Annotated in this window: 20 protein-coding genes; 13 read left to right on the plus strand and 7 right to left on the minus strand. The window is 43.5% G+C overall.

Translation table 11 applies throughout. The features are described 5' to 3' along the window. Window positions 1–86: 86 nt before the first annotated feature. Window positions 87–683 (plus strand): TetR/AcrR family transcriptional regulator, encoded by a 597-nt coding sequence (locus tag LEP1GSC050_RS07925; RefSeq protein ID WP_010570703.1) that lies wholly within the window; start codon window positions 87–89, stop codon window positions 681–683. A gap of 24 nt (window positions 684–707) precedes the next feature. Here LEP1GSC050_RS07925 and LEP1GSC050_RS07930 read toward each other — a convergent pair whose 3' ends face one another. From LEP1GSC050_RS07930 to LEP1GSC050_RS07940, 3 genes are all read right to left on the minus strand, one after another. Further along, a complete protein-coding gene (locus tag LEP1GSC050_RS07930) occupies window positions 708–1094 on the minus strand; it encodes a phage holin family protein (RefSeq protein WP_010570704.1) in 387 nt (128 codons plus the stop codon). Between the two features lie 7 nt (window positions 1095–1101). Beyond that, window positions 1102–1290, minus strand: a complete 189-nt coding sequence (locus tag LEP1GSC050_RS07935; protein WP_010570705.1) for a hypothetical protein — start codon at window positions 1288–1290, stop codon at window positions 1102–1104. A 129-nt stretch (window positions 1291–1419) separates the two neighbouring features. Further along, window positions 1420–2007, minus strand: a complete 588-nt coding sequence (locus LEP1GSC050_RS07940; RefSeq protein WP_010570706.1) for a hypothetical protein — start codon at window positions 2005–2007, stop codon at window positions 1420–1422. A 464-nt stretch (window positions 2008–2471) separates the two neighbouring features. Here LEP1GSC050_RS07940 and LEP1GSC050_RS07945 point away from each other — a divergent pair, with 464 nt between their 5' ends. From LEP1GSC050_RS07945 to LEP1GSC050_RS07970, 5 genes are all read left to right on the plus strand, one after another. Then, window positions 2472–3266: a crotonase/enoyl-CoA hydratase family protein gene (locus LEP1GSC050_RS07945; RefSeq protein WP_010570707.1), complete on the plus strand. Its 795-nt coding sequence runs from the start codon at window positions 2472–2474 to the stop codon at window positions 3264–3266. Window positions 3267–3353: 87 nt separating this feature from the next. Next, on the plus strand, window positions 3354–4139 hold the full coding sequence (locus LEP1GSC050_RS07950) for a hypothetical protein (protein ID WP_020987727.1): 786 nt from the start codon (window positions 3354–3356) through the stop codon (window positions 4137–4139). Window positions 4140–4286: 147 nt separating this feature from the next. Then, window positions 4287–4904 carry a tetratricopeptide repeat protein gene (locus tag LEP1GSC050_RS07955; protein ID WP_010570710.1) on the plus strand — a complete coding sequence of 206 codons (618 nt, stop codon included), beginning with the start codon at window positions 4287–4289 and terminating at the stop codon, window positions 4902–4904. A gap of 228 nt (window positions 4905–5132) precedes the next feature. Continuing rightward, window positions 5133–6431: a 2-isopropylmalate synthase LeuA2 gene (gene leuA2 / locus LEP1GSC050_RS07965; RefSeq protein ID WP_010570711.1), complete on the plus strand. Its 1299-nt coding sequence runs from the start codon at window positions 5133–5135 to the stop codon at window positions 6429–6431. Between the two features lie 199 nt (window positions 6432–6630). Next, entirely contained in the window at window positions 6631–7017 is a 387-nt protein-coding gene (locus LEP1GSC050_RS07970; protein WP_020987598.1) for a hypothetical protein, read from the plus strand. Between the two features lie 4 nt (window positions 7018–7021). Here LEP1GSC050_RS07970 and LEP1GSC050_RS07975 read toward each other — a convergent pair whose 3' ends face one another. The 3 genes from LEP1GSC050_RS07975 to LEP1GSC050_RS07985 all read right to left on the minus strand — a co-directional run bounded on the left by LEP1GSC050_RS07975 (window position 7022) and on the right by LEP1GSC050_RS07985 (window position 12556). Then, complete coding sequence (locus LEP1GSC050_RS07975; RefSeq protein ID WP_010570713.1) at window positions 7022–7636, minus strand: TetR/AcrR family transcriptional regulator; 615 nt, start codon at window positions 7634–7636, stop codon at window positions 7022–7024. Window positions 7637–7718: 82 nt separating this feature from the next. Then, a complete protein-coding gene (locus tag LEP1GSC050_RS07980) occupies window positions 7719–10985 on the minus strand; it encodes an efflux RND transporter permease subunit (protein WP_010570714.1) in 3267 nt (1088 codons plus the stop codon). Then, window positions 10982–12556, minus strand: a complete 1575-nt coding sequence (locus LEP1GSC050_RS07985) for a TolC family protein (RefSeq protein ID WP_010570715.1) — start codon at window positions 12554–12556, stop codon at window positions 10982–10984. Before LEP1GSC050_RS07985 ends, LEP1GSC050_RS07980 begins: the two co-directional genes overlap by 4 nt. A gap of 823 nt (window positions 12557–13379) precedes the next feature. Between LEP1GSC050_RS07985 and LEP1GSC050_RS07995 the strand changes: the two genes are divergently transcribed. The 7 genes from LEP1GSC050_RS07995 (at window position 13380) to LEP1GSC050_RS08025 (ending at window position 24132) form a co-directional block, all read left to right on the plus strand. Further along, window positions 13380–15674, plus strand: a complete 2295-nt coding sequence (locus LEP1GSC050_RS07995; RefSeq protein ID WP_010570717.1) for a hybrid sensor histidine kinase/response regulator — start codon at window positions 13380–13382, stop codon at window positions 15672–15674. A 42-nt stretch (window positions 15675–15716) separates the two neighbouring features. After that, window positions 15717–16709, plus strand: coding sequence for a YheT family hydrolase (locus LEP1GSC050_RS08000; protein ID WP_040911229.1), 993 nt, complete (start codon window positions 15717–15719; stop codon window positions 16707–16709). 130 nt (window positions 16710–16839) lie between these two features. Then, on the plus strand, window positions 16840–18051 hold the full coding sequence (locus LEP1GSC050_RS08005; protein WP_010570719.1) for an acetyl-CoA C-acetyltransferase: 1212 nt from the start codon (window positions 16840–16842) through the stop codon (window positions 18049–18051). A gap of 90 nt (window positions 18052–18141) precedes the next feature. Then, window positions 18142–18513, plus strand: coding sequence for a hypothetical protein (locus LEP1GSC050_RS08010; RefSeq protein ID WP_010570720.1), 372 nt, complete (start codon window positions 18142–18144; stop codon window positions 18511–18513). 65 nt (window positions 18514–18578) lie between these two features. Continuing rightward, on the plus strand, window positions 18579–19958 hold the full coding sequence (locus LEP1GSC050_RS08015) for a TolC family protein (RefSeq protein WP_010570721.1): 1380 nt from the start codon (window positions 18579–18581) through the stop codon (window positions 19956–19958). Continuing rightward, window positions 19955–20983 (plus strand): efflux RND transporter periplasmic adaptor subunit, encoded by a 1029-nt coding sequence (locus LEP1GSC050_RS08020; protein WP_010570722.1) that lies wholly within the window; start codon window positions 19955–19957, stop codon window positions 20981–20983. Before LEP1GSC050_RS08015 ends, LEP1GSC050_RS08020 begins: the two co-directional genes overlap by 4 nt. 2 nt (window positions 20984–20985) lie before the next feature. Then, window positions 20986–24132: an efflux RND transporter permease subunit gene (locus LEP1GSC050_RS08025; RefSeq protein WP_010570723.1), complete on the plus strand. Its 3147-nt coding sequence runs from the start codon at window positions 20986–20988 to the stop codon at window positions 24130–24132. Window positions 24133–24262: 130 nt separating this feature from the next. Here LEP1GSC050_RS08025 and LEP1GSC050_RS08030 read toward each other — a convergent pair whose 3' ends face one another. Continuing rightward, on the minus strand, window positions 24263–25501 hold the full coding sequence (locus tag LEP1GSC050_RS08030) for an ATP-binding protein (protein WP_040911231.1): 1239 nt from the start codon (window positions 25499–25501) through the stop codon (window positions 24263–24265). Window positions 25502–25546: the final 45 nt, after the last annotated feature.

Genomic DNA, 25546 nt, shown 5'->3' on the forward strand with positions numbered 1-25546 from the left:
GTTCTCCAGATAGACTACGTAGTCTATTCAATTCTACCATGAAGAATATTTGTAGACCATGCAGTCTATCAAAATATTTTTGGTTTATGGAAAAAAAGAAAGATCCGATCCTGAATCACGAAGGCCCTTACGAGCGACTAGTAGGAACCGCGGTTAGATTAATCTATTTCCAGGGTTATGCCGGGACTTCCGTAAATCAGGTCATCAGCGAATCGGATTCCCATAAGGCTAGTTTTTACCGATACTTTCAAACTAAAGAGGACTTGGGAAGAGAATACCTGAAAATCCAAGCGGCCAATTTTCAGAATAGCTGGGAGCGATTAATGGAGAGATCCGCTACACCGGTCGAATTTATAAATCGCTGGATGGCTTTGTTGAATAAGCAGGTACGTGGAAAAAAATATTTCGGATGCCCGCTCGCGAGGTTCATGGGAAGCTTGGATCAACCCGACCAGGCTTGGGTCAATCAAGGCGCCGAAGTATTAGAATCTTGGATTCATTGTTTGGAAACTTATTTCGAAGAAAATATTGCTAGGGGATTATTACCCAGATCGTTTCCGGCCAGAAAAAAAGCGGAACGATTGATGAAGTTATTTCAAGGAAATTCCCAATTTTATATGATAACCGGGAATTCGAAATTCTTTAAAGAGTTAGAAGAAGAAATGATCGGAGAATTAACATAAGCAAAAAACTTTAATTACATTCTCTTAATTCCGATTCTGATTCGAACCCTCGTCGCTTGCTTCTCTCTTTGCCACGTAGTTCGCCAAAGCAAGAACCGCTCCGCCCACGAAAGCCGAGAAAAAGCTCGGTACAAAAATCTTTCCCGGAAAAATATCCCCTATCATAAGTAAAACGACCGCGTTAACGATTAATCCTGCGACTCCGAGGGTAAGGATATAAAATAAATAACCTAAACCCAGGGTGAAAATCACTAAGAGCCATCTCAATATGAAATTTAGAAATCCGAAAAACAATGCGATAATCAACGCATCCCAAAAGCTTCCCGAAAGCCGAAAAAGCGGATTTATCAAAGGAAATACATAAAGAATAACTAATGATTGAAGCGCTAAAGAAAGTAGTAATTTAGCCATATCCGTCCTAAACTGTTGAATCCAAAAATTGTCCCAAATAAGGCGGCAATCCGCCCGGCGGAACAATCACCGTTTGCGGCTGAACGACATTATTATCCGAAACAGAAGCGACTTCTCTCGGCTCGTCTCCCACACGCGCAGGTGCACTTGATTCGGAAAACAGAATTTGCCTCGATCCAACTGCCATATAAGGCATAAACCAAACCTCGAACGGATACTTTACAATCTTAGACGTTCAAAAGGAAAGAAAGCAAAAACTAAAATCATCATGGAAAAACTCCAATTCCGAGAGAGTTTCACCGCTTGAAATCCCTTATTTTATCTTTTATCCTTCCAAAATGATTCCGCAGTCCAATTTCTCCATTCGGAACCCGGACGAGATAACATTATAAAGAAAGTAAGTTACGAAACCGATTGCGTAGGAAATGGTTGTAGTTCTCATATCGACTACTCCCGTTCCTCTGAAGTAAAGCTTTACCGCTCGAAAGGATCTTCTAGAAAGATTAGGTTCTTTTGCAGATCGATCTTCCACACCCAAGCCGCAATTATGAGAAAGATTGGTCCCGTCAGCGTACAGATAAAAATCCATCCGTTCGGATTGTAGAAACGATTCTCTTCGCTTAATCGTTCCTTCTAATTCCAACTCTTTTGCTCTCGCACCGCTACCGATCAAAATCGGAAATTTTGCGTATTCGCGATCCGCTCTCCGGTCTTTACCTTCCGCTCCGGTATAAAAAGTGGCCATGATACTTCCCGCATCGAATTGATCGACCGTTTCAAATTGTACGAGTAGTGGAATCTCGGCCCGCCTCGGTTCGATCACGGGAACCGGAGTCGTATTTTTCCGAATTTGAGAGCATGCGATCGTTAAAAATAGAATCGGAAAATAGAGTAAACGGCGATATTTCTTCATTGGAATACGATACCTATCAATCCAATTATAAAAATGTCTTTTTGTCCAGCCAAAACCCGTTCCCGACAACCGACCGAGCAAAGAATTAATTCTTAAAAAACTCTCAGAATCGATCTACACATTCTCCTTAAACATCATTTAGAAAATCGAATGAATGGATCATATAACCTACCGATTTCGATCGATACAAGCTTTGACGTTTAGCGATTTACTTTACATGAATTATAAATGCGTTTATTCCCGAATGTAAAAATCGATCTCTCTTCAATCCTCTCTTTTTGGATCAATTTGAAAAACTGATAAACGCCGTTCTTTTTAAACTTCGGAATCGAAATAGTTAATAAGATTCGTTTTCTATCCTTTTAAATTGATCCGAAATTAAAAACTAATTTGACTTTTCCAACAAATAACTCCGAGAGTGAATTAAGGTAACGTAAGATAGTTTTGTTGCCAAAGGAAGCAGAATGTCTACTAACAATCTTATTCTGACTGAAAAACGAAATCATGTTTTCTTAATCGGATTAAATCGCCCAGAAGAAAGAAACGCAATGAATACGGAAATGCTAAATCGTTTAAGCGAAGCATACTCCGAGTTCGAAGATGATCCCGAATTGAGATGCGCGGTATTATATGCTAACGGAATGCATTTTACGTTAGGTTTGGAATTAAACGATGTCGCGGAAACTATAAAAAAGGAAAAAGCCTATACTTATTCCGAACATCATATCGATCCATGGAATAATGGAGCAACGAAGCGCATACGAACCAAGCCGATCGTTTGCGCGGTTCATGGATTTTGTTTTACTCTCGGCATAGAGTTGCTATTAGCGTGCGACGTTCGCATCGCAGCCGAAAAGACTAGATTTGCCCAAGTCGAAGTTCAGAGAGGTATTATGCCCTTCGGAGGAGCTACGTTTCGGTTCGTAGAAGCCGCGGGATGGGGGAACGCCATGCGGTATATTCTAACGGGAGACGATTTTTCCGTTGAGGAAGCGTTTCGGATGGGGTTGGTTCAGGAGATAGTTCCTAAAAAAGAACTCTTACAAAGAGCAATCGCGATTGCCGAAAGAATTTCCGAGCAAGCGCCTCTCGCCGTTCAGGCCGCGATCGCTTCGGCGAGAAAAGCCGTCTTAGAAGGAGAGTCTAACGCAGCTAAAGATCTACTTCCTGTAACGTTACGATTAATGGAAAGCGAGGATGGAGCGGAGGGAGTCCGCTCATTTCTTGAAAAAAGAAAGGGGAAATTTATAGGTAAATGATATAGTCTAGTTCCTGACATTTGATGCAGGTATTTCCCGGAAGATTCTAATTTACAAAAATAGGTATTTCCCGGAAAATTCCTTACTGTGTCCAAAGACAGCGCATTTCCTTCGAATTTTTTGAAATTTCGTTTAACCGTCTTTGTTTTACTAATTGCAGAATTGCTTTTGAACTGCTCTTCCTTCCCGCGCAGCGAAAAAGCGGATATAACCGCCGATCATCGCTATCTCCTTTTGTACAAAAACGAAGAAGGACAATTGTTTACGGCAAATTTAAGTGTTCAGTCCCGATATGTCGACGCCTTATCCGATTTAAAAAGATTTCGAGTCGAAGTCTTACGCCCGTTGGGAGAAAAATTCGTCGATCGGCTAAAGGAAATCGACCAGCAAACGATCGAACTAAAGAAGGATAGTACCTCCATAGTTAGACGACTCGGAGCAGCGCTCGCAATCGCATTGATCGTCCCCGTACCGTTCGCCTTTGAAACGACTTTAACGGTGGGACTCATTTACGTTACCTATAAAAAGATCACCGAAAAAAAAGAGGACCTTATTCGGAAAAGGCATGTCGAGGATCTCATTCGGGAATGCCAAAAAGTCGAAGATAGCTTGGAAACTTTTAAAAAAGAATATTTAGTTCCTTTTGCGATAAAATGGGAGCGGAACTTTCAAGAAGAATCGAATCATTTTGTGAATTCCACTGACCAATCCGATATTAGGCTTTTGGATTCTCTAATACAAAAATATTCCGCCGACAAAGAATGGTTAAAAGTAAACGCGGCGTGGGAATTGAATTCGTCCCAACATCACTGCTCCAAGGATTCTCCTTCCGAAAACAAACCTAAGATTCGACTTGCAATCCGAAAATTATGAAAGGAGCGAAATCCGGACTTTCGTTCGATTCGAATCGTACTAAAATTCAAAAGACTCGATCGATTTTTTTCTTACGATCCTCTAGGCTGAGTCTTGATACGTAAAAAAGTACGTGCGACACGGAGTTTCATCTGATGAAATGCAATTATGGATTCTAGACTCAGAACCGCTTTAGAACGTTTAAAGCAAGGGGACTCGAATGGCGCAAAGGAAGTTCTCCAGGCCTGGATTATATCGGATCCTAGCGACCCGCAAGCCCACTTTCATTTCGGAATGTGTTTGTCCCAACTCGGAGATCTTTCGCTTGCGGAGGAGCAACTTCAAAAATGTCTGCAATTGGAACCGGGGCATGTCCAAGCCTGGGTAGGTCTCGGTGTTTTATACGCCCGACGAAAGGATAAACCTAAGGCCGAATTTCATCTTTCCAAAGCTTTGGAGTTGGACGATACGGATATCTTCGCACGCAAAAATCTTGCGGCAGTTTACACTGGAGCTTCCAAATTCGACCAGGCTTTAGAACTATTAACGGGCTTACCCGATGAGGCGTTAGACGATTCTCCGACTTTGTATGCATTAGCGATTTGTTACGTTCGCACGAATCGATTTTCCCAGGCTAGAGAAACATTCCAAAAATTGGAAACAGTGGGGATTCCCGATCAAGTCAAGAAGGAATATTTGCAACTCAAGCAACTTTTAGAGGAAAAGCAATTCGAACAAGGTGGAATTTGGAGCTTTCTTAAAACTCAAGACGATGAAAATGCCTAAGAATTTTTCTTGACGATTTTAAAAGTTCTACCGAGTCTAAGAATAGAACGTATGGCACAACGGTTTTTCCAGGCAAATCTGCTCGGACTCCTCCTTCTCCTTCTTGGAGATTAGGGGAGCTAAGGACCTTGCGTACGCAAAAACCCGCTCCTCTTGAGCGGGTTTTTTTGTTTCCGGCACTTTCGGAAGCCAAAGGCACCGCTCTCGATGGCAAAGAAGTGAGTGATTATGGAAACAAAAACGATACCTGGCTCGGGCAATCAAGTAAGCTCGTCCTTCCCATCTCTTCAAGAAATCATCGTACCCGGTAAAGGACTCAAGGCGCCCCAAGCGTCTCCCTTTTTTATGGATGTTACCCTTCGTGACGGGAATCAAGCCCTTCGTAAACCTTGGAATCTGAAAGAGAAGGAAATTATCTTTAGGCAACTTCTGAAACTAGGAGTACAGGGTATCGAGGTAGGTTTCGCCTCCGCCGGAAAACAGGATTTCGAAGCATGTGCTTATCTTTCTTCCTTAGCGCCCGAGAATACGGTCATTTCGAGTCTTTCGCGTGCTGTGGAAGCAGAGATCGATCTTTCTTGGAAAGCCATTTCACGAGCGCCGAAGCCGAGAATCCATATCGTATATCCTGTAAGCGATTTTACAATTCGAAACGTTTTAGGGATTTCCGAACGAAAGGTGAAGGAAAATATCGTTCGATCGGTATCATACGCGCGAAAACTAGCCGGAAATTTCGGAGAGGTCCAATTCTCCGGCGAACATTTCGGAGATGCATTAGAGAATCTTGAATTTGCAATCGATGCATTTCGGGCCGCATTGGATGCCGGCGCCGATCTTGTGAACTTGCCGAACACTGTGGAACGATATAGACCGTATTTATTCGTTGCGATGGTTCGCAAAGTCGTGGAGTCGCTTCCGAAAGACTCCAGGATTTCCGTTCATACTCATAACGATCTTGGTATGGCGACTGCGACGACCGTCGAAAGTTTCTTCGCTGGTGCGACACAATTGGAGACCGCATTGAACGGGTTAGGAGAGAGGGCCGGGAACACGAATACTTACGAAGTTGCAATCGCTTTGCATAATTGTGGAGTGAACGTAGATTTGAATTTTCAAGCGATCTATGAAACTTCAAGAATCGTTTCTCAAATGGCCGATATTCCGATTCCGGAAAAAGCTCCGCTTATCGGAGAAGACGTCGTGGCCCATCGTAGCGGAATTCATCAAGACGGAGTATCCAAAACGCAGAATATGAAAAAGGGAGCTTATCGCGCTTTCGAGGCCGATTTGATCGGTCGACCCGAAGGAGATAGAATCGCGTTTACAAGCCAATCCGGAAAATCAGCTATATACGAAATCCTTAAAGTTTCCGGATCGGATATTACGCGAGAGGAAGCGGCGAAGCTACAGCCTATACTAAAAGATAAATCCGAAAAAAACGGCGGAGGGGAATTGACTCTGGATCAAATGAAGGAAGAATTGCGACGAATGAGAAGTATCGAATCGCCAAAGAAGCGGCTATCGTAAGATCCCGTTTGAGATGAGAGAAAAATTAGAAAGAAAGATCCGAATGAAAGATTTTGTAGAGAAGCACAAGACGGAATTATTTCTCTTTATTGCTTCACTCTTGTATCTCGGATCTCTTTCTTTCTTCGAATACGCCACGCTACGCCTCGGTTGGTACGATTTCTAATTGCAGATAAGTTTGCCGATTAATAGCGTTGCAATGTCGACTTTTCCAAATCAGGCTCTCCTAAGGAGTCCGAATATACCTGATCTCGGCGCTTCCTTAAAAACGGTCCCCGAAAAAATTCCGATTATAATCTCGTTGATAAAACTTCGGAGCCAAAACGCAAATAGCACATTCGCTTCGCTTAATATAGCTGCTTACGTATTTTATGGAGGAAAGCTATGGCTTCCTTACAAAGATTGGGAGGAGGTCCATGCAAAAAAATGGAAACCTGATTTAGTTATTTTGGCGACCGAGCAGAAAGAGCCTTTATTAAAAGGCGTTACTTCGATTGAAATGATTCGATTCTTCGATACGAACTCGGAGTATACTTCGATTCTTCAAACCCGAGGTCTAAAAGTCTGGCGCAAGACCAAAATCTAACGTTCTAATCCGAACGTTTTACGATCCCGTAAAAAATAATATTATCTAATTCTTTAACTAGGTCTCGAATCGTGTAAGGCGTCTGGGCTAAAAAGGCAGGGTCAAACATGGCTTCGGTGGAGGCCGAATGAATCAATAAAACTATATCGGGGTTCACGTCCGGACGAATATCGCCGTTTTTGATCCCGGTTTCGATCATCGTGCGCATCGTCCTATTTATATTCTTTTCTTTCTGCTCCGAAAACAATTTCCAAAGATCGGGGGCCTGGTCTCGGATATCCCGCAAAAATTCGTTCATGCCTTGCGGAATTTCCCCGCTAATGCATTCGTGCATGGATTGGATTTTTTCTTTGATGCTCTTGTCGGGATCGGATTGGATCTTTTCGATTTTCCCATGAATCCTAAGATGCCGGTGAGTCATCAATTCCATGAGAAGGTCGTGCTTATTGGCAAAATATTTGTAAAGAGTCTTACGACTGATTCTTAAAGTCCGCGCAATCTCTTCCATCCGAGTTTTCGCAAACCCGTAGCGAAGAAACAATTCGAACGATTTCTCAAAAATGCGAAGTTTTACATCGTCCGGTTCTGTACTGACTAGCTGTTCCACGACGGTTTGCATTCTAACCTACCCCCTTCCCCATAGGAAACGCTTTTTTAAGGCGTTTCCTTCTGTCCGGGAAGACCTTAGGACTTCGTCCATGTTAAGCATCCGGATTCGGAGCATTTCGTCGAACAAAATTGTTTAATTTTTCGATATAAGAGAAGGCTGCAGGAACTACGACCAGAGTCAGAACTGTGGAAGAAATCAGGCCTCCAATAATAGCGACTCCCATACTCGTTCTCTGCTTCGATGCTTCGTTTAATCCTATTGCTATCGGCAACATTCCCGCTATCAATGCGAAGGATGTCATCAAAATCGGGCGGAGACGTTCTCTTCCCGCCTCGATGATTGCCTCCCTCATTTCAACTCCTCTCTGGATCAGCTGATTGGTAAAGTCCACTAATAGAATCGAGTTCTTGGTAGCGACTCCGATTAGCATGATCAATCCTATCATGGAGAAGATATCCAGGGATTTTTGAGTCAGAAAAAGCGCAATAAAGGCGCCGCAAAGAGCCAGCGGTAAGACCAGCATGATCGCGATAGGAGTGATAAAGCTTTCGTAAAGCGACGCGAGAACCATGTAGATGAAAAGGACTCCGAGACCCATAGCGATTCCCATGGACGTTCCCATTTCTTTAAAATTCTCCGCCTGCCCCGTATAACCGATCCGAATTCCGGGAGGCAGAGGAAGTTCACTTTGAGTAATTTGAGTGACCTCCTGCATCGCTCCTCCCATTCCGGGACCTTCCGGATTTACGTCCCCGTAAATCTCCACGGATTTATTCCGATTCAATCGATTAATCGTCGCAAGTCCTGTTGTTTCTTCCGCCCGAGCTACGTTCTGGATAGGGATCATCATATTATTAAAATTCGGAACGAAGGAATTGTAAAAGTTTTCCTTTAAATCTCTTTGTCCTTCTTTTAATCGAACCCGAATATCGTATTCCACTCCGTTTTCACGGTACACAGCAGGCGTGGTTCCTTCCACCAACGTCCTCAATTCGGATCCGATGACTGTACCGGGAACTCCTAACAACACTTCCCGGTTTCGATCGGGAACGACTCTAAATTCTGGAGCTCCGGCCCTATAGCTGGTATCAACATCTAAGAGAGCCTTCGATTCCCTTAATCGAGTGAAAAGTTTATGGGCATAATTTTCAACGGCTTGACCGTTCTGACCGCTAACCACAAGAGTAAACGGCCTTTGTCCTCCGCCCACGTTATCTATGTCCTTGACGATCGGGTTAGCATAGGAAAACGACTCTAGTTCTTTTCTGAGAATATCCTTGAATTCGGAGGTATTCATTTTCCTTTGTTTGGAAGGAACCATTTCCACGAACATAGTTGTCGTCCTATTCGTATTAAACATAGCCACCACAAGAATTTCCTTATGTAGGGCCATGTTCGCGTAAACTTCCTTGGCTACTTTGGCCATTTTCTCGACGGAAGTGCCTGGCGGCATATCCAAAGTGACCTGGAATTTTCCGTTATCCTGTGCGGGGAGGAAAGTTTTTGGAATGTACTTGGTCAGCATCAAGCTGGCTACGAAAATCAAAACCGCGCCGGAAAGTATCAAGATTGGTCTCTTTAACGTGAACTTCAAAACGGAGGCGTATCGATCTTCAAGCCAAGACTGAAAAATATTGAATATGGATAGAATGCTATCGAGTCCCTTCTCCAAAGCTCCGAAAAAAGATCCGATCATACCTAAACCTTTTCTCAGTAAACCCGGTCTATTTTGCTTTCCTCGAATTCTGGAATAGGCCAGCTCTTCTAAAGGAGTTATTTCCGGTTTCCCTTTCTTCTTTTTAGATCCTTCCGGTTGTGCGGAAAACTCCGAAACGGGAGAAGAGTGATTCTCGTTTGCATGTCCGTGACCCGAGATTTTTCCTCCGAAATAGCTGGAGAGCATCGGTGCGATCGTCAACGCATCATAAAGAGAAATTAATAGGGCAAAGCAGACAGTAAGTCCGAATTCACGTAAGAATTGACCCACAACCCCGCTCACAAAGGCAATCGGTAAGAACACGGCGATCACCGTCATCGTTGTAGCAATGACGGCTAACGTTACCTCCTTCGTTCCATCGATGGATGCCAGACGAGCAGTCTTACCCATTTCTCTATGTCTGAAAATATTTTCACGAACGACGATGGCGTCGTCGATTAACAATCCGACGGCAAGGCTCAAAGCCAATAGGGTCATCACGTTCACCGTAAAACCGGCTACGGCCATGAGAATAAAAGCGCCTAACAACGAGTTCGGTAATGCAAGACCGGTAATGATCGTGGATCTAACGCTTCCTAAAAATAATAGCACTACCACGATCGTAAGGGCGATCCCGATTAGAATCGTTTCCTTAACGTCGTAAATATTATCGTCGATCATTATGGAGTTATCGTTTGCCATTGCGAGCTTCGGAGTTCCGTCTCTCTTGGCGAGTTCCTTATTTAATTCCCCGACTCTCTTCTTGACTTCTTGAGCTACTGCAACCGTATTCGCTCCGGATTGTTTATAAACCAGCAGAAAGATGGCTTTTTTTCCGTTAAAATAAGCTCTGGAAGTTTCGTCTTCCATAGTGTCTTTTACTTCGCCCAGTTGTCCGATTCTTACAGGAACTTCGTTACCGAATAAAGAGATCGGAGTGTCTCTAATTTCCTGAGGAGATTGAAACTCGTTAATCGTTCGATAGACTAATTCTTTGTCGGACTTACTTACTTTCCCGGCCGGAATATTCGTCCCGCCGGACGCTAGTCTATTGGAAACCACTGAGGCCGGAATCATATGCGCCTTCAATTTCGAGCGATCTAGCTCGACATGGATCTCCCTCTTACGACCTCCGTAAATGGTGATATTCCCGACGTCTTTCGCGGTCAGAAGATTTTGTTTAATCTCTTCGCTGGCGATGTCGAACAAAATCGCCTCCGGTAGATCCGCCTGCAAGGCGAGAATCAAAATCGGCTGATCAGCCGGATCGATCCTTCGAATGATCGGTTCTTTTGCATCGTCCGGAAGTTTCGGTTTTACCGCAGCAACCTTATCTCGAACCTGTTGCTCCGCGTATTTCACGTCGGTTTCCAGCGTGAATTCCACAACGACGGTTCCGGATCCTTCGCTACAAGCCGACTTAATCCGCTTTACGCCGGAGATCGTCGATAACTCGTCTTCGACCGGTTTTGCGATCAATGTCTCGATCTCGTTGGGGGCGGCTCCGGGATAAGGAACGGTTACCGTCACAACCGGGATCGTAACGTTAGGAAATAAATCCACTCCAAGCTTGTTCAAGGATAAATATCCCGTAACTAGAATGATGAGGACCGTACAGGTGATGAATATAGGTCGTTTAATCGACAGTTCTGCGAAATTCATCTTAAGTCTCCGATAGTTTGATTCAATACTTCCTCGGCGTCCATTCCATATTTTTGAAATAGAGTTCCCTTGGAGAGTTCGTATTGCACGAGCGCGGTATTATAATTTACTTTTGCTTGCATGAGTCCGTATCTAGCTTGGGCAACCAGATCCAACGCGTTCTTAACATTTACAGACGTAGTTCGTCCAAATCTGTAACGAGGTAGTATTCCCGTATAGAATTTCTCGGCTTGTTCAAGGTTCTTTTTAGACTCTACCAAAACATCGTACGTTATTCTAATTCTTTCCAAGCCTTGTCGAACATCAGTCTTAACTTGGTCCTTGGTCTGTTCTAGAAGAAGGTCTATTTTTTTATTTTGCGTTTGAGCGTTTTTAAATTCAGCTCTTGCAGTATCGTTTCCGATCGGAGTTTCCATTTTTATTTCTGCGGAGTTCTGAGTATACCGACCGACGCCCACCCCGTTAAAATCTTGCGGAAAATTTCGATCGTACTGTCTTGAATTGTAAGTCCCGCTTACATAAAGAGAAGGTAATAACCCGTTCCTTGCCACTTCCAAAGCGGAAATCGCATTTTGTTTCTGCAATAGCATGCTTCTAAAATCATACCGATGTAAAAACGCCTCGTCCAATTCCTGGGCTTCGCTTTTGGAAGGATCAAAACGCTCTTCCAAACTAGTCTCCAATTCAACCGGAGTCTCCGGATCTTTACCTAAAGATACCAAAAGGTCTCGACGCGTGCGGTCTCTTTCCAATTTTGTTTGTCTAAGTTGGTTTTCCGCAGCGATAAGCAATGCGTTCCATTGTCCCGATTCGTATTCCTCGGCGACACCCAGACGAATTTTAGAAGCGGTAATATCTTTTACGTTCTTTACACTCTTCGCTAAAAGCGCAGCGGTTCTCAAATTTTCTTCGGCTAAAGACAAATTCCAAAATGCGAGTATGGATTGAACTACCGTTCTAGATAATGTATTCATCGCATCCAAACGACGGACTGCCGAGCTGCGGCGACTCATATCCAAATTTCTTTTCTGTTGATAACCGAATACGTTTTTCAAAAGGTCCTGCTTCAAAGTAAAACCTATGCTCCCGAAATGGAGGCTGGGCTGTGCGAACTGTTGTGCAATTGTTCCTTGCTGCTCAGGACGCTTACCTGCGTCCGTTTCGTACCGGTTGTCGGCGACGGTGACACCCAATGTGGTCCCGCTCGTAAATGCTTTGGAAAGTCCTCCGGAAATCGTATTACTTGTAATATTCCGACCTTGTAATGTGTACTGTGGAAGGGGAAGGTTCACCGTATTTTGCGCGTTAGCGGTAACGTTTCCGATAAAATTATATTTACCGTTCTCCTTTTCCCAGTCGTACTCGGAGTTATCTAAATCTAATCTTGCAATCTTGGCTTGAACTGAATTTTCCATGGCGTATCGAATGAGTCTTGATGTGTTCCAAGTCTTTCCTTTCCCAAACTCGGATTCTTCGAGAGATTCGGGAAACAAGGAAAAACCCCAAAAAATAATCCCGACAGAAACTCCTCGGAACAAAAAGATTCTCTTAGAATTCCAATATTCTTTCATGCGACCTCAAAAGGAAACAATTTTAGTTTTCTATGTTTCCTTTGTTGGAAACAAAATTTGTATCTACTGTTTCCATGTCTACAAAAAATCAATCCTCTGGGCGGATATTTTATTTGATTTTAAGTCTCAATATCGAAATAAAAAAGGAATGAGCATTCGTGGCCTAAAACTTCCAGACCAGACATTTCTTGAAATGTGCCGTAAATCGTCCGCTAAACCGATTGAAAAGGGCAATCCCGTCCGATCCGAACCGTCTAAATCAACTCAAGAGGGAAATGAATTCGAGACGATATCACGAATCGAAGAAATACACCAATCCCAAACATAAGGCGATTCGTTTTTTCCCGTGTAGATTCGCTCAAATCCGGACCCGGTTTCCGTTGGTGCAGGACTTTATTCGGAAATCGAATCCCGCGCTTGTTTACGTAGAATGAACTGTGCACCGGAAAAATGGCAGAGAATCTTACGTAAATTCGACCAATAAATGATAGAGAACCGTCGGGCGGCGACCGAATTCAAATGGTTATCGAAATTCCTAACGAAATTGATTCATTCCTCTCGGTGCTCAAAGGGGTTCCTGGGATAAAGTCCGTCCTAATCCGCAGGCAAAATCAAACTGGGGGAATCGAAGGGAATGCGGTGCGGAAATTCCTCGCTTTATGCAAGATCGCAAATTCGAATTCAAAATCGGCCAGGGTGTTGCGGAGATTCCGGTAAATTTTTTGCCGCCTATCCTTCTAAACTAATATTAAAATGGTAGAGAATTTTACTTAAATTCGACCAATAAATTATAGAGATCCGTCAAGGCGGTGGCCGAATTCAAATGGTTATCGAAATTCCTAACGAAATTGATTCATTCCTCTCGGTGCTCGGAAAGGCAAAATCGGTCCGATTATTTTTGCTGAAAATTCTTCGGAATAGCGACGATCAGGTTTTTGATTGGAAATTCGCTTATTGCAACGAGGGCGCCGCCGAAAGCTTAAATTTATCCCTGCACCAGGTGATAGGAAGAACCTTTCGCGAAATAAATCCGGGAGTGCTGGAACGAAAACCGGATCTGCTGAATTTTATTTCGTCCCTGGCCGAAAAAGGTTCGGAATGGAAAGGCACATTACCTTCCAGCGCTTCCGGGAAGCCTTACGACTGCACTTTATTTTCGCCTTTGGATGATTGGGTCGTTTCCATCACCCAAGATATGTCGTCCGAAGTAAAACAGAAGGACATATATCGCCAGGCCGCTTTAATCAGCACCGAATCCATCTATTATTTCGAGCCCTTTTATAACTCAAAAAAAGAGATTCTCGATTTTACGTTAAGCGAAGTAAATCCGGCTGGAGAGCTCGAATTAGCGCAAAGTAAGGAAAATATTATCGGGAAGGGACTTTGCGAATTATTTCATATCGATCCGAAATCGGAGTCTTTTAATGATTATAAAAATGTTTTTATCAACGGAAGGCCCTTCCAAAAGGAATATACCGTCCAAAACGACAATTCACTTTCAGGAACGTACTTTCAGCACGTAACTAGCTTACCGGAAGGGATACTGATTGCTAACCGAAATGTCACCGAATTACGTAAAGTCGAACAGGAAATCAGAGATCAGAAGGAACAATTAGAACAAACCTACCAGGCTTCGAACGACGGATATTGGAATTACGACATTAAGAGTCGGAAACTATTCCTCTCTAGTCGGTGGAAGAATATGCTCGGTTTCGAGGATCACGAAATATCCAACGATTTACGTAGCTGGCTAAGATTAGTCCATCCTGAAGATTCCCATATAATCGCATCCTCGATCTCTAAAGGAAAACTGGAAAAAATAGTAAGATTCAACGAAATTCTACGCTTCAAAAAAAAAGACGGAAGCTATGTATATATTCAATCTAAAGCGATCGTACTGAGATCGGAAAACGGAGAACCGATCCGGATGGTCGGAACTCACACTGATATTACTAGTATTAAAGAAACGGAAAACGCCTTGGCTCTCGCCAAAGAAAAAGCCGAAGCCGCGGACAGGGCTAAATCGGAATTTTTAGGGATGATTTCCCATGAAATGAGAACTCCGCTACACGGTATTTCCGGAATGGCGAATTTACTCCAGCAAACCTCTCTCGATAGTTCGCAACGGGAATTTCTGAAAGACCTCGTTTCCTCTACGGATATACTAACGCAGTTGATAGACGATCTCCTCGAAGTAATAACTTTAGAGAATCCTAAAATTAAAATTCGGGAAGAGACCGTGGATCTGTCCGCGATGCTAACTCATTTAAGCGGCTTAATCCTGCCTAAAACCGCGGCGAAAGGATTGCAATTCAACCTTAAAACCGAAGCAAATGTCCCGACATCGATTAGAGGAGATCGATTTCGCATCGAACAGATCCTCCTAAATTTCATCACTAATTCGATTAAATTCACCGAAGTCGGATCCATCGATTTGTTGCTTGCATTGGAAGAAGAATCCATCGTCTTCAAAGTCATGGATACAGGAATAGGAATTTCAAAGGAAGCACATGAGCGAATCTTCGAAGCATTCCATCAGGAAGACTTAGCGTATGCTCGCAAACATAAAGGAGTGGGTTTAGGGCTTTATATATGCAAGAAACTCGCGGAGAAAATGGGAGGCGCAATTAATTTGGATTCTAAACAAAATCAAGGTTCGGAATTTACGTTGAAGCTTCCCCTCCGAATATCCGATCAACCGACAATAGTCGAAACTAAAACTTCGACAAAAGAAATTCCGAAGCTTCCTTTTCTAAAGGCGCTGGTCGTCGACGATAACGATATCAATTGCAAGATCCTTTCCAAACTCATAGAAAAGACCGGAGCAAAAACAGTATTGAGCGACAGCGGGGAGGATGCCGTATTCCAATTTAAAGCGGATCCGAAGTCGTTTAACGTAATTTTTTTGGATTTGCAAATGCCGGGAATGGACGGATACCAAACCGCGGACGCGATTCGCGCTGCGGGCAAGTTCGGTTGGGACGTAACCATTATAGCAGTGACGGCAAGTTCTTTTTCGGAAACGTATAAGGCATGCGCCGAGCACGGGATTACCGGATTTTTAGGTAAACCTTATAATTCCGAACAACTCTATTCAATTTTAGAAAAGTTTCTTTAAGGATTGCTTGCTTGCGAGAGTCAAAACAGCTATCCTGTGATTATGGAACATCTCCGTCCATTCAACCCTCCGATTCACCTTAGGAATCCTTTCGTACAAACGGTTCTCGCTTCCTTGCTCAAGCAGAAAAATCCGAATCACCCGATGGATCGCGCGGCAGTCCCGGCAGTGTTAGACGCCGGAAAGGGAGTCAAATTACTCGGACATTATTCGAAAGCTCCTGAAAATAAAGCGCTCTTGATTTTAATCCACGGTTGGGAAGGAAGTATCGATTCCAATTACATTCAAAGAACCGGAAGAAAGTTCTTTGAGCGAGGAATTTCGATTTTTCGATTGAACCTACGCGATCACGGTGAAACCCATCATCTGAACCCGGAGCCGTTCAACGGAAGTTTGATTCGAGAAACGTACGAAGCGGTTCGGAAAGCCGCCAGAGAATACGGAAAAAAAATTCCGGTCTACATCGCAGGATTTTCTCTCGGCGGAAATTTCACGCTTAGAATCGCCAGAGAGCATTCGAAAGGAAAACATCCGATACCGAATTTAAAGCATTGCATCGCTGTCAGTCCCGCTCTCCATCCTAAAAGCGCGACCGAAATGATGGATTCGAAATTGATTATAGGAAAATATTTTAGGGATAAGTGGAGAGCTTCGCTGGCCAAAAAGAACGTTCACTTTCCCGACCTGCATCCTTATCAGGAAATCATGCAGGGAAAATCCGTGATGGAAATGACCGACAGAATCGTTTCAAGCACCCATCAATTCAAGACGACCGACGACTATTTTCTATCATACACGTTAGGCTCTAAAGATTTTAAGGGACTCAAAGTTGCTGTAACTATTGTTACATCGGAAGACGACCCGATCATACGTCCTAACGATTTTCATGAACTTCCTTCCAATTCTAGACTAAAAATCCTCATCCAGAAATACGGAGGACATAACGGCTTTTACGAAAATCTCAAAGGCGATTGTTGGTATTTCAAAGTTTTAGAAACCATCTTCGACCAAAAAACATCTTTAAAACAGGTTTAGAACCCAAATTAGAATTATTGCAAAAGAACTTGCTTTTCCGCCCTTTGCGATAAATTGGAACCAGAATGCATCTCGTTCTTGAACGAAAGTTCAAAATAAGACGAACGCCTTTCGTTATAGGAGATATATCATGTCCAATGCATATGTAATCGATGCCGTACGCACCCCTCGCGGTAAGGGAAAAAAAAGAGGAACCCTGGCATCCGTTCACCCTCAAGAGCTATCCGCCTCGACTCTAAACGCAATCAAAGAAAGAAACGGATTAAAACCTGAAATCGTAGAAGAGGTAGTCTTGGGTTGCGTTTCGCAAGTGGAAGACCAAGCGGCTTGCATCGCACGCTACGCGGTTATGGCCGCACAATGGCCGAATTCGGTTCCAGGATATACGGTGAACCGTTTTTGCGGATCCGGACTCCAAGCAGTCAATAACGTAGCCAATCACGTACAAGCCGGAAGCATGGACGTCGCTTTGGGCGGAGGAATCGAGTCCATGAGCCGAGTCAAAATGGGCGCGGATATGGGAGACAGGGATTTTAACGTTGGAAATGCTAATATAGCAAAACATTATAATTTAGTTCCTCAGGGAATTTCCGCCGATTTAATCGCCACTAAATATAACATTTCCAGAGAGGATGCCGATAGATTCGCGGAATCTTCCCAATTGAAGGCGGATAAGGCCATCAAAGACGGCGTATTTAAGAAATCCATAATTCCCGTTAAATTGGAAGACGGGACCGTCGTCGATACCGACGAGAATCCCCGTATCGAATCAGATTACGCATTCCTTTCCGGCCTAGGCGCGGTATTTAAAACGATCGGAGAAAAGGAACTAGACGCAATCGCATTACGTTCTTATCCCGAAGTTCAAAAGATCAATCACATCCATACCTTGGGAAATTCTTCTGGTATCGTAGACGGAGCGGCTTCCGTTCTTATAGCCAACGACGACGGAATTAAAAAATACGGACTTAAGCCTAGAGCCAAAATCGTCGCAATGGCTTCGACAGGAGAAGACCCGACCATCATGTTGACCGGCCCGGTATCCGCCTCTAGAAAGGCGCTTCACTTAGCAGGTTTAAGAGTGGAAGACATCGATATTTGGGAAATTAACGAGGCATTTGCATCCGTCGTTCTTTACACTCAACGGACTTTAGGCATCCCGCTCGAAAAAATCAACGTTAACGGCGGATCTATCTCCCTTGGCCACCCGCTCGGCGCAACCGGCGCGATTTTATTAGGAACCGCGTTGGATGAATTAGAAAGACGTAAACAGCGTTATGCTCTCATTACTCTTTGCATCGGTGGAGGAATGGGAATCGCCACGATCATCGAGAGAATCTAAATTCGCCAAAGAAAATTGCGTCTAAATTCTTCGGAATTCGACGCAATTTTCTTCTTTCCTTCCTCACCCAACCGAATATTATAATTCAGAATGAACGTGTTCCGCCGAATTCGACCTCTTTTCTACGGATTCTTGCCGATCTTTCTGTTCAATTTTTCCTACTTTTACTTTTCCCAGGCCCGGATTTCCATTTCTTCCCATCCCAACGGCCAATACAAATCCGCTTATTCCAAATCTTCTCCGATTAAAAAAGCTCTTCGCCTATTTCAGGATGAGGAAGAGGACGATGGTATCAATTCGGTTTGGATACCGGATTCCTCGGAATACGATTCCGAAAATACGAATTCCGAGTTTCAGTCTCTCAGAGTTCCCTCTATAGTCGAATTCCAATCGCCCGTTTATAGTTCTTATTTTCTACTTTCCGATCTACTATTAAACATTCCACCGCCTAGCAAAACCTGACATTTCGATCATATTGTCGGGCTTCGTCGTAAATTTCGGACGGAGTCGTCTAGGAGCTTTATTTAATGCACTTATACAAATGCGCAATTACTGCGCCCACTATTACCGTTGCGACTTTAACCTATCTTTTTTTAACGATTATAGGGCCGAGCAATGCGGTTCCATCCGTTCCGAAACTAGAAGCATCGGATATTCTCGAACAAAATTCCCGAAACGACACGGCTCTTCTTTTAAAAAGAAAATTAAGCCTTAGAGAGGCAGAAGAATTATTCCTCAAAAATAATCTTTCTCTAATTTCCTCCAAATTCGAAATCGAAGCGAAAAAAGCCGAAATTCTGCAGGCCCAACTATGGGACAACCCGAGCATCGCGATCGATCAGAACATCTACAACAGGCAAACCGGAATCTATTTCGATACCACCAAGAACGGCGAAACTGCGATTCAAATCCAGCAACTATTCCTGATGGCAGGCAAGAGAGACAAACGAATACGGTTGGCAAAATGGAATAAGGAAATCTCAGAGCAGATATTCTACGATACTTTACGCTCTCTTAAATTAGAACTTAGAACTACGTTCTTTCAATTGTATTTCGCCAGGAAATCCCTCGAATTTTATGGAGAAAGCATACCGGCCGTTAAAAAAACGATCTCAGGGGCGGAAAACGTATACCAAAATCGAAATATTCTTCTCTCGGAATTATTGAGATTAAAATCCTTGCTCTTTCGTCTGGAAAACGATAGATCCAAAATAACCCAGATAGTTTATGAGAAGGAGGCCGTTTTAAGGGTTCTGTTAAACGAACAAAATACGACAGAATACGAGATATTTCCCGAATTTACGGAACATGCTGACTCGGAATATTCGATCCTTTCCTTGGATACGAAAGAGATAATAAAGTCCGCAATCGAAAATCGACCCGATCTTAAAAGTCTCGAACTATCCGTAAAAGCCGAACAGACCAATCTTTCTTTGCAAAAGGCAATGGTTATTCCGGACTTAGCTCTAGGCGGAAGCTATGACCGGGCAGGAAATTATATTAATAACTATTACGGGTTTACGCTGTCCACTTCAATTCCCCTTTTCGATCGAAACCAAGGGAACATCAGATCCTCAGAGATGATATTGAATTCCAAGAAAATCGCCTACGAAGAACAGCTTTTAAAAGTGAACACGGAAGTCCGGGCTGCTTTGGAAATCGCGAGGGACAAGGAGCGATTATTAAAGAATTACAGATATTCTTTCACGAAAGAATATAAAAACCTAGCCGGGTTAATGATAGAAAATTATAGAAAAAAATACATTAACATATTGGAATTTGCGGATTTTTTCGAATCGTACAGTGAAAGTACTCTCAATATGATTCGGCTTCAGTCGGATCGGATCGAGGCCGCGGAATCTCTGAATTTTTCGATCGGAAAGACCGTTGCGGAATTAGGCAAATGACGACCTATCGATCAAAAATACATTCTGAATTCTTAAAACAAAAAAATAGAATTCTTTTTCTCTCATTGGTCTCCTTTATCGGCTCGTTCATCGCCTATCATTTATTGACCGAAAAAAAAGGAAAGGATCTTTGGCGACAGGAACAAAATCGGACTCCCAAAATCTCGGAGCAAGGCAGGCTGATTTCCTTTCCGAGCGATTACGCGGGCTTGACTAGATTTTCGTATATTACCGTTGGAGTCGGAAACGCGTCATTTTCGGTTATCGCTCCCGCAAGAGTCGTCGCGAGCATAAAAACGTCCGTCAACTCGGGAGAAAAGATCATTCTTTTCGATTCGCCTGAAAACACTCAGCTTTTCTCGGAATACAAAAGAAACAGGGCCACTGCAATCAAAGGACTGAAAGATCTACACAGAGTGCGAGATATGTACGCCAATCAAGCCGCTACCGGTCGGGACGTGACTGATGCTGAGTCAAACTTCGCGGTCACAAAGGCCGAGGCGGAAGAATCCGAATCGAAGCTGAGAACAATCGGCTTAAATCCGAAAGAACTAGATCAGGTAAAGGGGCCCACACTTTGGCTAATATGCGACGTACCCGAATCTCAGTTAAGCGAAGTACAAAAAGGTGAAGAGGTTCGAATTCAGTTATCCTCCTTTCCGGGTAAAACTTTCATCGGGCATGCAGAGGCGATAGGCGACGCGATAGATCCCGTTTTAAGAACCGTAAAGGTAAGGGTAACGATTAAGAACCCTAAAGAAAAGATTCTCCCAGGGATGTATGCGAAAGTGGATTTCGGCGATCCACACACTTCGGTCATTTTACTTCCCAATAAGTCAATTCTTACAGTCGACGAAAAAAATTACGTTTTCGTAAAAGAACGAATGGGGTCCTTCCGCCGACGCCAAGTCGTATTAGGAACCTCCGGAGAAACTAGTACGATCGTAACCGACGGCCTTTCGGTCGGTGAAACGATTTTGATCGAGGGTGTGATTTTGCTGAAAGGATTAAGCTTCGGGTTTTAAATATGATTGAACGACTCATCGACGAATCCTTAAAAAATAGAATACCTACTCTGGCCCTGGCCATCGCGATCATCGGCTTCGGAATTTGGTCCTGGATTACGCTTAAGAAAGAAGCTTATCCTGATGTTGGAGATACTCAAGTTACCGTGATCGCTCTTCTTCCTGGAAAGGCTGCTTTAGAAGTCGAACGAAGAATCACGTTGCCTTTAGAACGAGGATTGAATTCGGTTCCTTATGTTCTAACTCGTCGATCCAAAACGATTTTCGGGCTTAGCGTTCTTCAATACGTATTCGAAGAAGGAGTCAGCGATTTTGTTGCAAGGCAGCTCCTGTTGGAGAGACTGCAAGCAATCGAACTTCCTGCGGAAGCGAACGTTTCTATCGCTCCTCTTACGGGGCCGGTCGGTGAGATCTATCGATATACGATAGAGGCGTCGGAGAATTGGACGCCGATGGATTTGAGAACTCTGCAGGATTGGGTGATCGTACCTTCCTTACGCCAAACGCCCGGAGTGGCGGACATTCTGAATTTTGGAGGTTTGGAAAAACAATATCACATCATCACTTCTCCGAATCGATTATTGCGTTATGATTTGACTCTACCGGATTTACTTGATGCGATTCGCTCCAATAATAGGAATACGGGAGGAAACGTACTTACCAGAGGCGATCAAGGCTTTGTTGTTCGAGGCCTGGGTGCGATTCAAACAAAAGAAGATATTCGGAATATAGTTGTAACCGCCGTATCAGGAACACCGATCTACGTCGAAAATCTGGCTTCGGTGGAGGAATATCCTAGACGACCGGATGGAATTTTCAATTATACTCTTCGCGATCCCTTAACCGGTGAGCTAAGAACAAGAGAATCCGGAATCCAAGGAATCATCGCCATGCGCCGGGGCGAAAATCCATCCGAGGTAATCGAAAGGGTTTACGAAAAAATCCGATACATCAACTCCAATCTGCTTCCGGAAGGCGTGAGATTGATCCCGACTTATGATAGGACCGAATTAGTGGACTATACGGTGAAAACCGTACGAAGCACGTTATTCGAAGGAGTAAGCATCGTGATGCTAGTCCTGATATTCTTTCTCGGAAACGTCCGGTCGGCTCTCGTGGTCGCAAGCATGATACCGATCTCGTTACTCTTCGCTTTTATCATGATGAAACTAACCGGGATCCCCGCTAATCTACTCTCTCTCGGAGCGATCGATTTCGGCATAATCGTCGACGGTGCGGTAGTGATGGTGGAGAATATATATAGAAGGTATTCGTTTGCTAAACGAACATCCCAAGCCGGAATCCAGTTTACGGAATTTTTAAGTATTACTCGTTCGTCCACAATCGAAGTCGGAAGGGAAATTTTCTTTTCAATCGCGATCATCATTTTCGCTTACCTCCCCATTTTTACTTTCCAAAGAGTGGAAGGGAAACTATTCTCCCCGATGGCCTTTACCTTGTCCTTCGCAATCATCGGAAGTCTATTGTTTACTCTTACATTAATTCCGGTACTGATGTGTATATCGTATAAAGTCAAAATGCAGTCGGCGTATCCGGGCAAAATGGAATGGAGTAATCCGATATTAGACCGGATCAAATCATTTTATCACTCTTTGCTTTCGCGGCTATTAAATTCCTCCGAAAAAGTAGTAATTTATTCCCTATCGATCGTTCTAATCGTAATTACATTCGGATATTATAAATTAGGAACGGAATTTTTACCGGATCTTGACGAGGGATCGATTAATATTCGCTGTTTCTTTCCGGTAGGAATAAATCTGAAAAGTTCGGAGCAATATCTTCCTGTTATTCGAGAATCAATCATGAAACAAGAACAAGTATTGTCCGTCTTAAATCAGCTCGGACGAAACGACGAAGGAACCGATCCGTACGGACCGAATCGTCTCGAGATTCTAGTCGGTTTAAAAAATTACGATACATGGCGGGAAAAGATAACGAAGAAGGAACTCCTTCAAAGATTGAAGGCCGGTTTGCAAGAAGATTTACCCGGAGTTCAATTCGTATTCTCTCAACCGATCCTGGATAACGTAACGGAAGCCGTGACGGGTAGCGTATCCGATTTGGCGATACTTCTAAACGGAGAAGACTTGGACCAACTCAGAAATCTTGCAAAAAAAATATTGGATATCGTTCGAGAAATCCCCGGAGCGACCGAATCCGGACTCGAACAGGAGTCCGACCAGGCACAATTGACGGTTACTATCGACAGAAAAAGGTCGGCTCGCTTCGGGATTAACGTATCGAACATACTTGATACGTTAGAAGCTGCGATCGGAGGAACCGAAGTCGGTACATTATACGAAGGCTCGAAGCGATTCGACATCATGGTCCGATACTCCACGGATTATCGCTCCTCCCTGGAATCGGTTAAAAATCTTTTAGTAACATCTCAGTCAGGAGGGAGGATACCGTTAAGCGAATTAGCTTCCATAGAGCTCAAAGACGGACCGACTATTATACAAAGGCAGGACGGGAAACGGCAGATTTCTATTCGCACTAATATTCGCGGGAGAGATCAGGGAAGATTCGTCGAAGAGGCCAGGAGCAAGGTGGAGAAATTAATTTCGCTCCCGGAAGGAATCGACATCCGATGGGGCGGACAATTCGAAAATTTAACCAGAGCCGCCTCCAGATTAAGAATCGTAATTCCTGCCACGCTCATAGGGATTTTCTGTATCTTGCTAATAATATTCCGAAATCCACGTTATGCGTTATTAGCAATGTCCGGTGTTCCCATTTCTATTGCAGGCGGAATCTTAGCATTATTAGTGCGGGGAATCAATTTCTCCGTCTCGGCAGGAGTGGGCTTTGTTTCACTTTTCGGTATCGCCACTATGACTTGCGTTCTATTCGTATCCCGCATGATTCGCCTGCAACAGGAAAATCAAACGGAGACTCTCAGATCGTCCGTGTTAGCCGCAGCCGACCTACAATTTACGCCTAGAATAATGACGATTCTTTTAGCTTTATTAGGGTTATTGCCGGCCGCAGTCGCATCAGGAATAGGATCGGATGTGCAAAGGCCCTTGGCAACGGTCGTAGTCGGAGGCTTAACGGCGGAATTATTTTCGCTCGTCTTTATTCCCTCTCTCTTCTATCTTATCAATCGGAAACAGGCCCTGGATTAACACTTTGTTCAATTTTTCAGAAGAAATAGTAAAACATCATAATATTTTTATGTTTATCGGATAAATCATTGTTCTATTGAAGAATGGGTCGCGCACGATCTGGTTACTGAAGTAAAATAAGAAAAGAACCCTAACTGATTACAGGCAGGCGAATTGTCAGACAAATTCCTTCTTTTTTATTCTCGTGCAGATTCAAGTTAATGGTCTGCAAATGAACTTTTCCACCATGAAGCTCGACCAGTTTTTTTACGACAGACAAACCCAATCCCATTCCGAATTCCTCCTGATCGTAACGCTCGTCCATAAACTCGACCCCCCTATAGAACGGCTCGAAAACGAGATCCTCATGAAACTCTTGAAGGTAGCCGGAAAAAGGCGGATCGTTAATCACTTTCAATTGAATTTCATTTCCGATCTTCAAAACCAAAACCATGATATTCGATTTTTCGGGAGAATATTTAAGGGCGTTAATGAGAACTTCGCGAATGATTTTCCGAAACCAAACCTTCTTTAACCTAAGTTTGTTGGATAAAATATGCAAGTTATCAGATATAAGGAGCTTCTGGCCCCGGAATTGAACGGAAGGTTCAATCTCGTCGATTAATTCCCGTAAGCAATCTATTAGATCTCCGACTGCTGCTGTTTCTTCGACTTTCAGGTTTTCCTCAAAGAGGGCCTGCGCCGAAGATAAGAATCGAGTAAATTTTCCTGTGCTATCCACCGAATCTTTAAGTAAATCGAAAAGATTTTCCCTGATTTCGACGATTCCTTCGACTTCCTTGCGCTTCGCTTTTGTGATGATCATAGATAAGACGCTCATCAAACTCCCGATACCGGTTCCTTGCATAAGCGTAATGTTGATCTGCTTTATGGCTAAGTCCATCCGCGACGAGGACGAATAACGATCCTTTAATGATTGCTTCCAGTCGAATATTTCCAAAGCTTTTCGGTAAAATTCCATTTCGGCGCCTAACAATTCCTCTCCCCTAATAAGATCGCCTGATTCTCTCCAAGCCGGGGATTGAGGAGCTCCATCGATAGGCAGGAAAAGAGTGAATAATTTCCCTCCTTTAGAATTCGCCGAATCTAAAACCGAGCTAATCGATTGAAATACCTCGTAAGAGCCGTCTTCCCTCCGTAAACGTTTTAGAATTTCATAGTGTTTAATTTCGCCGTCTTGCGCTTTTTTCAGAAACTGCTCTTCATGTTCCTTATCGACCGAATGGATCCAATCAAAATAGCTCTCGGGTAGATCGACATTCGGGTCCCTACCTAACATCGATAAAAACGTCGGGCTAAATTCCAAAATTCTTCCGGACCAATCGGTTATAATCGCGCCGGACGATAATGTTTGAATGACAGGATTCAGGAATGTTTCTCCCTATTTAAGAATTACGGAAATAAAGTTGTTATA

Source organism: Leptospira broomii serovar Hurstbridge str. 5399 (assembly GCF_000243715.2).
Lineage (GTDB): Bacteria > Spirochaetota > Leptospiria > Leptospirales > Leptospiraceae > Leptospira_B > Leptospira_B broomii.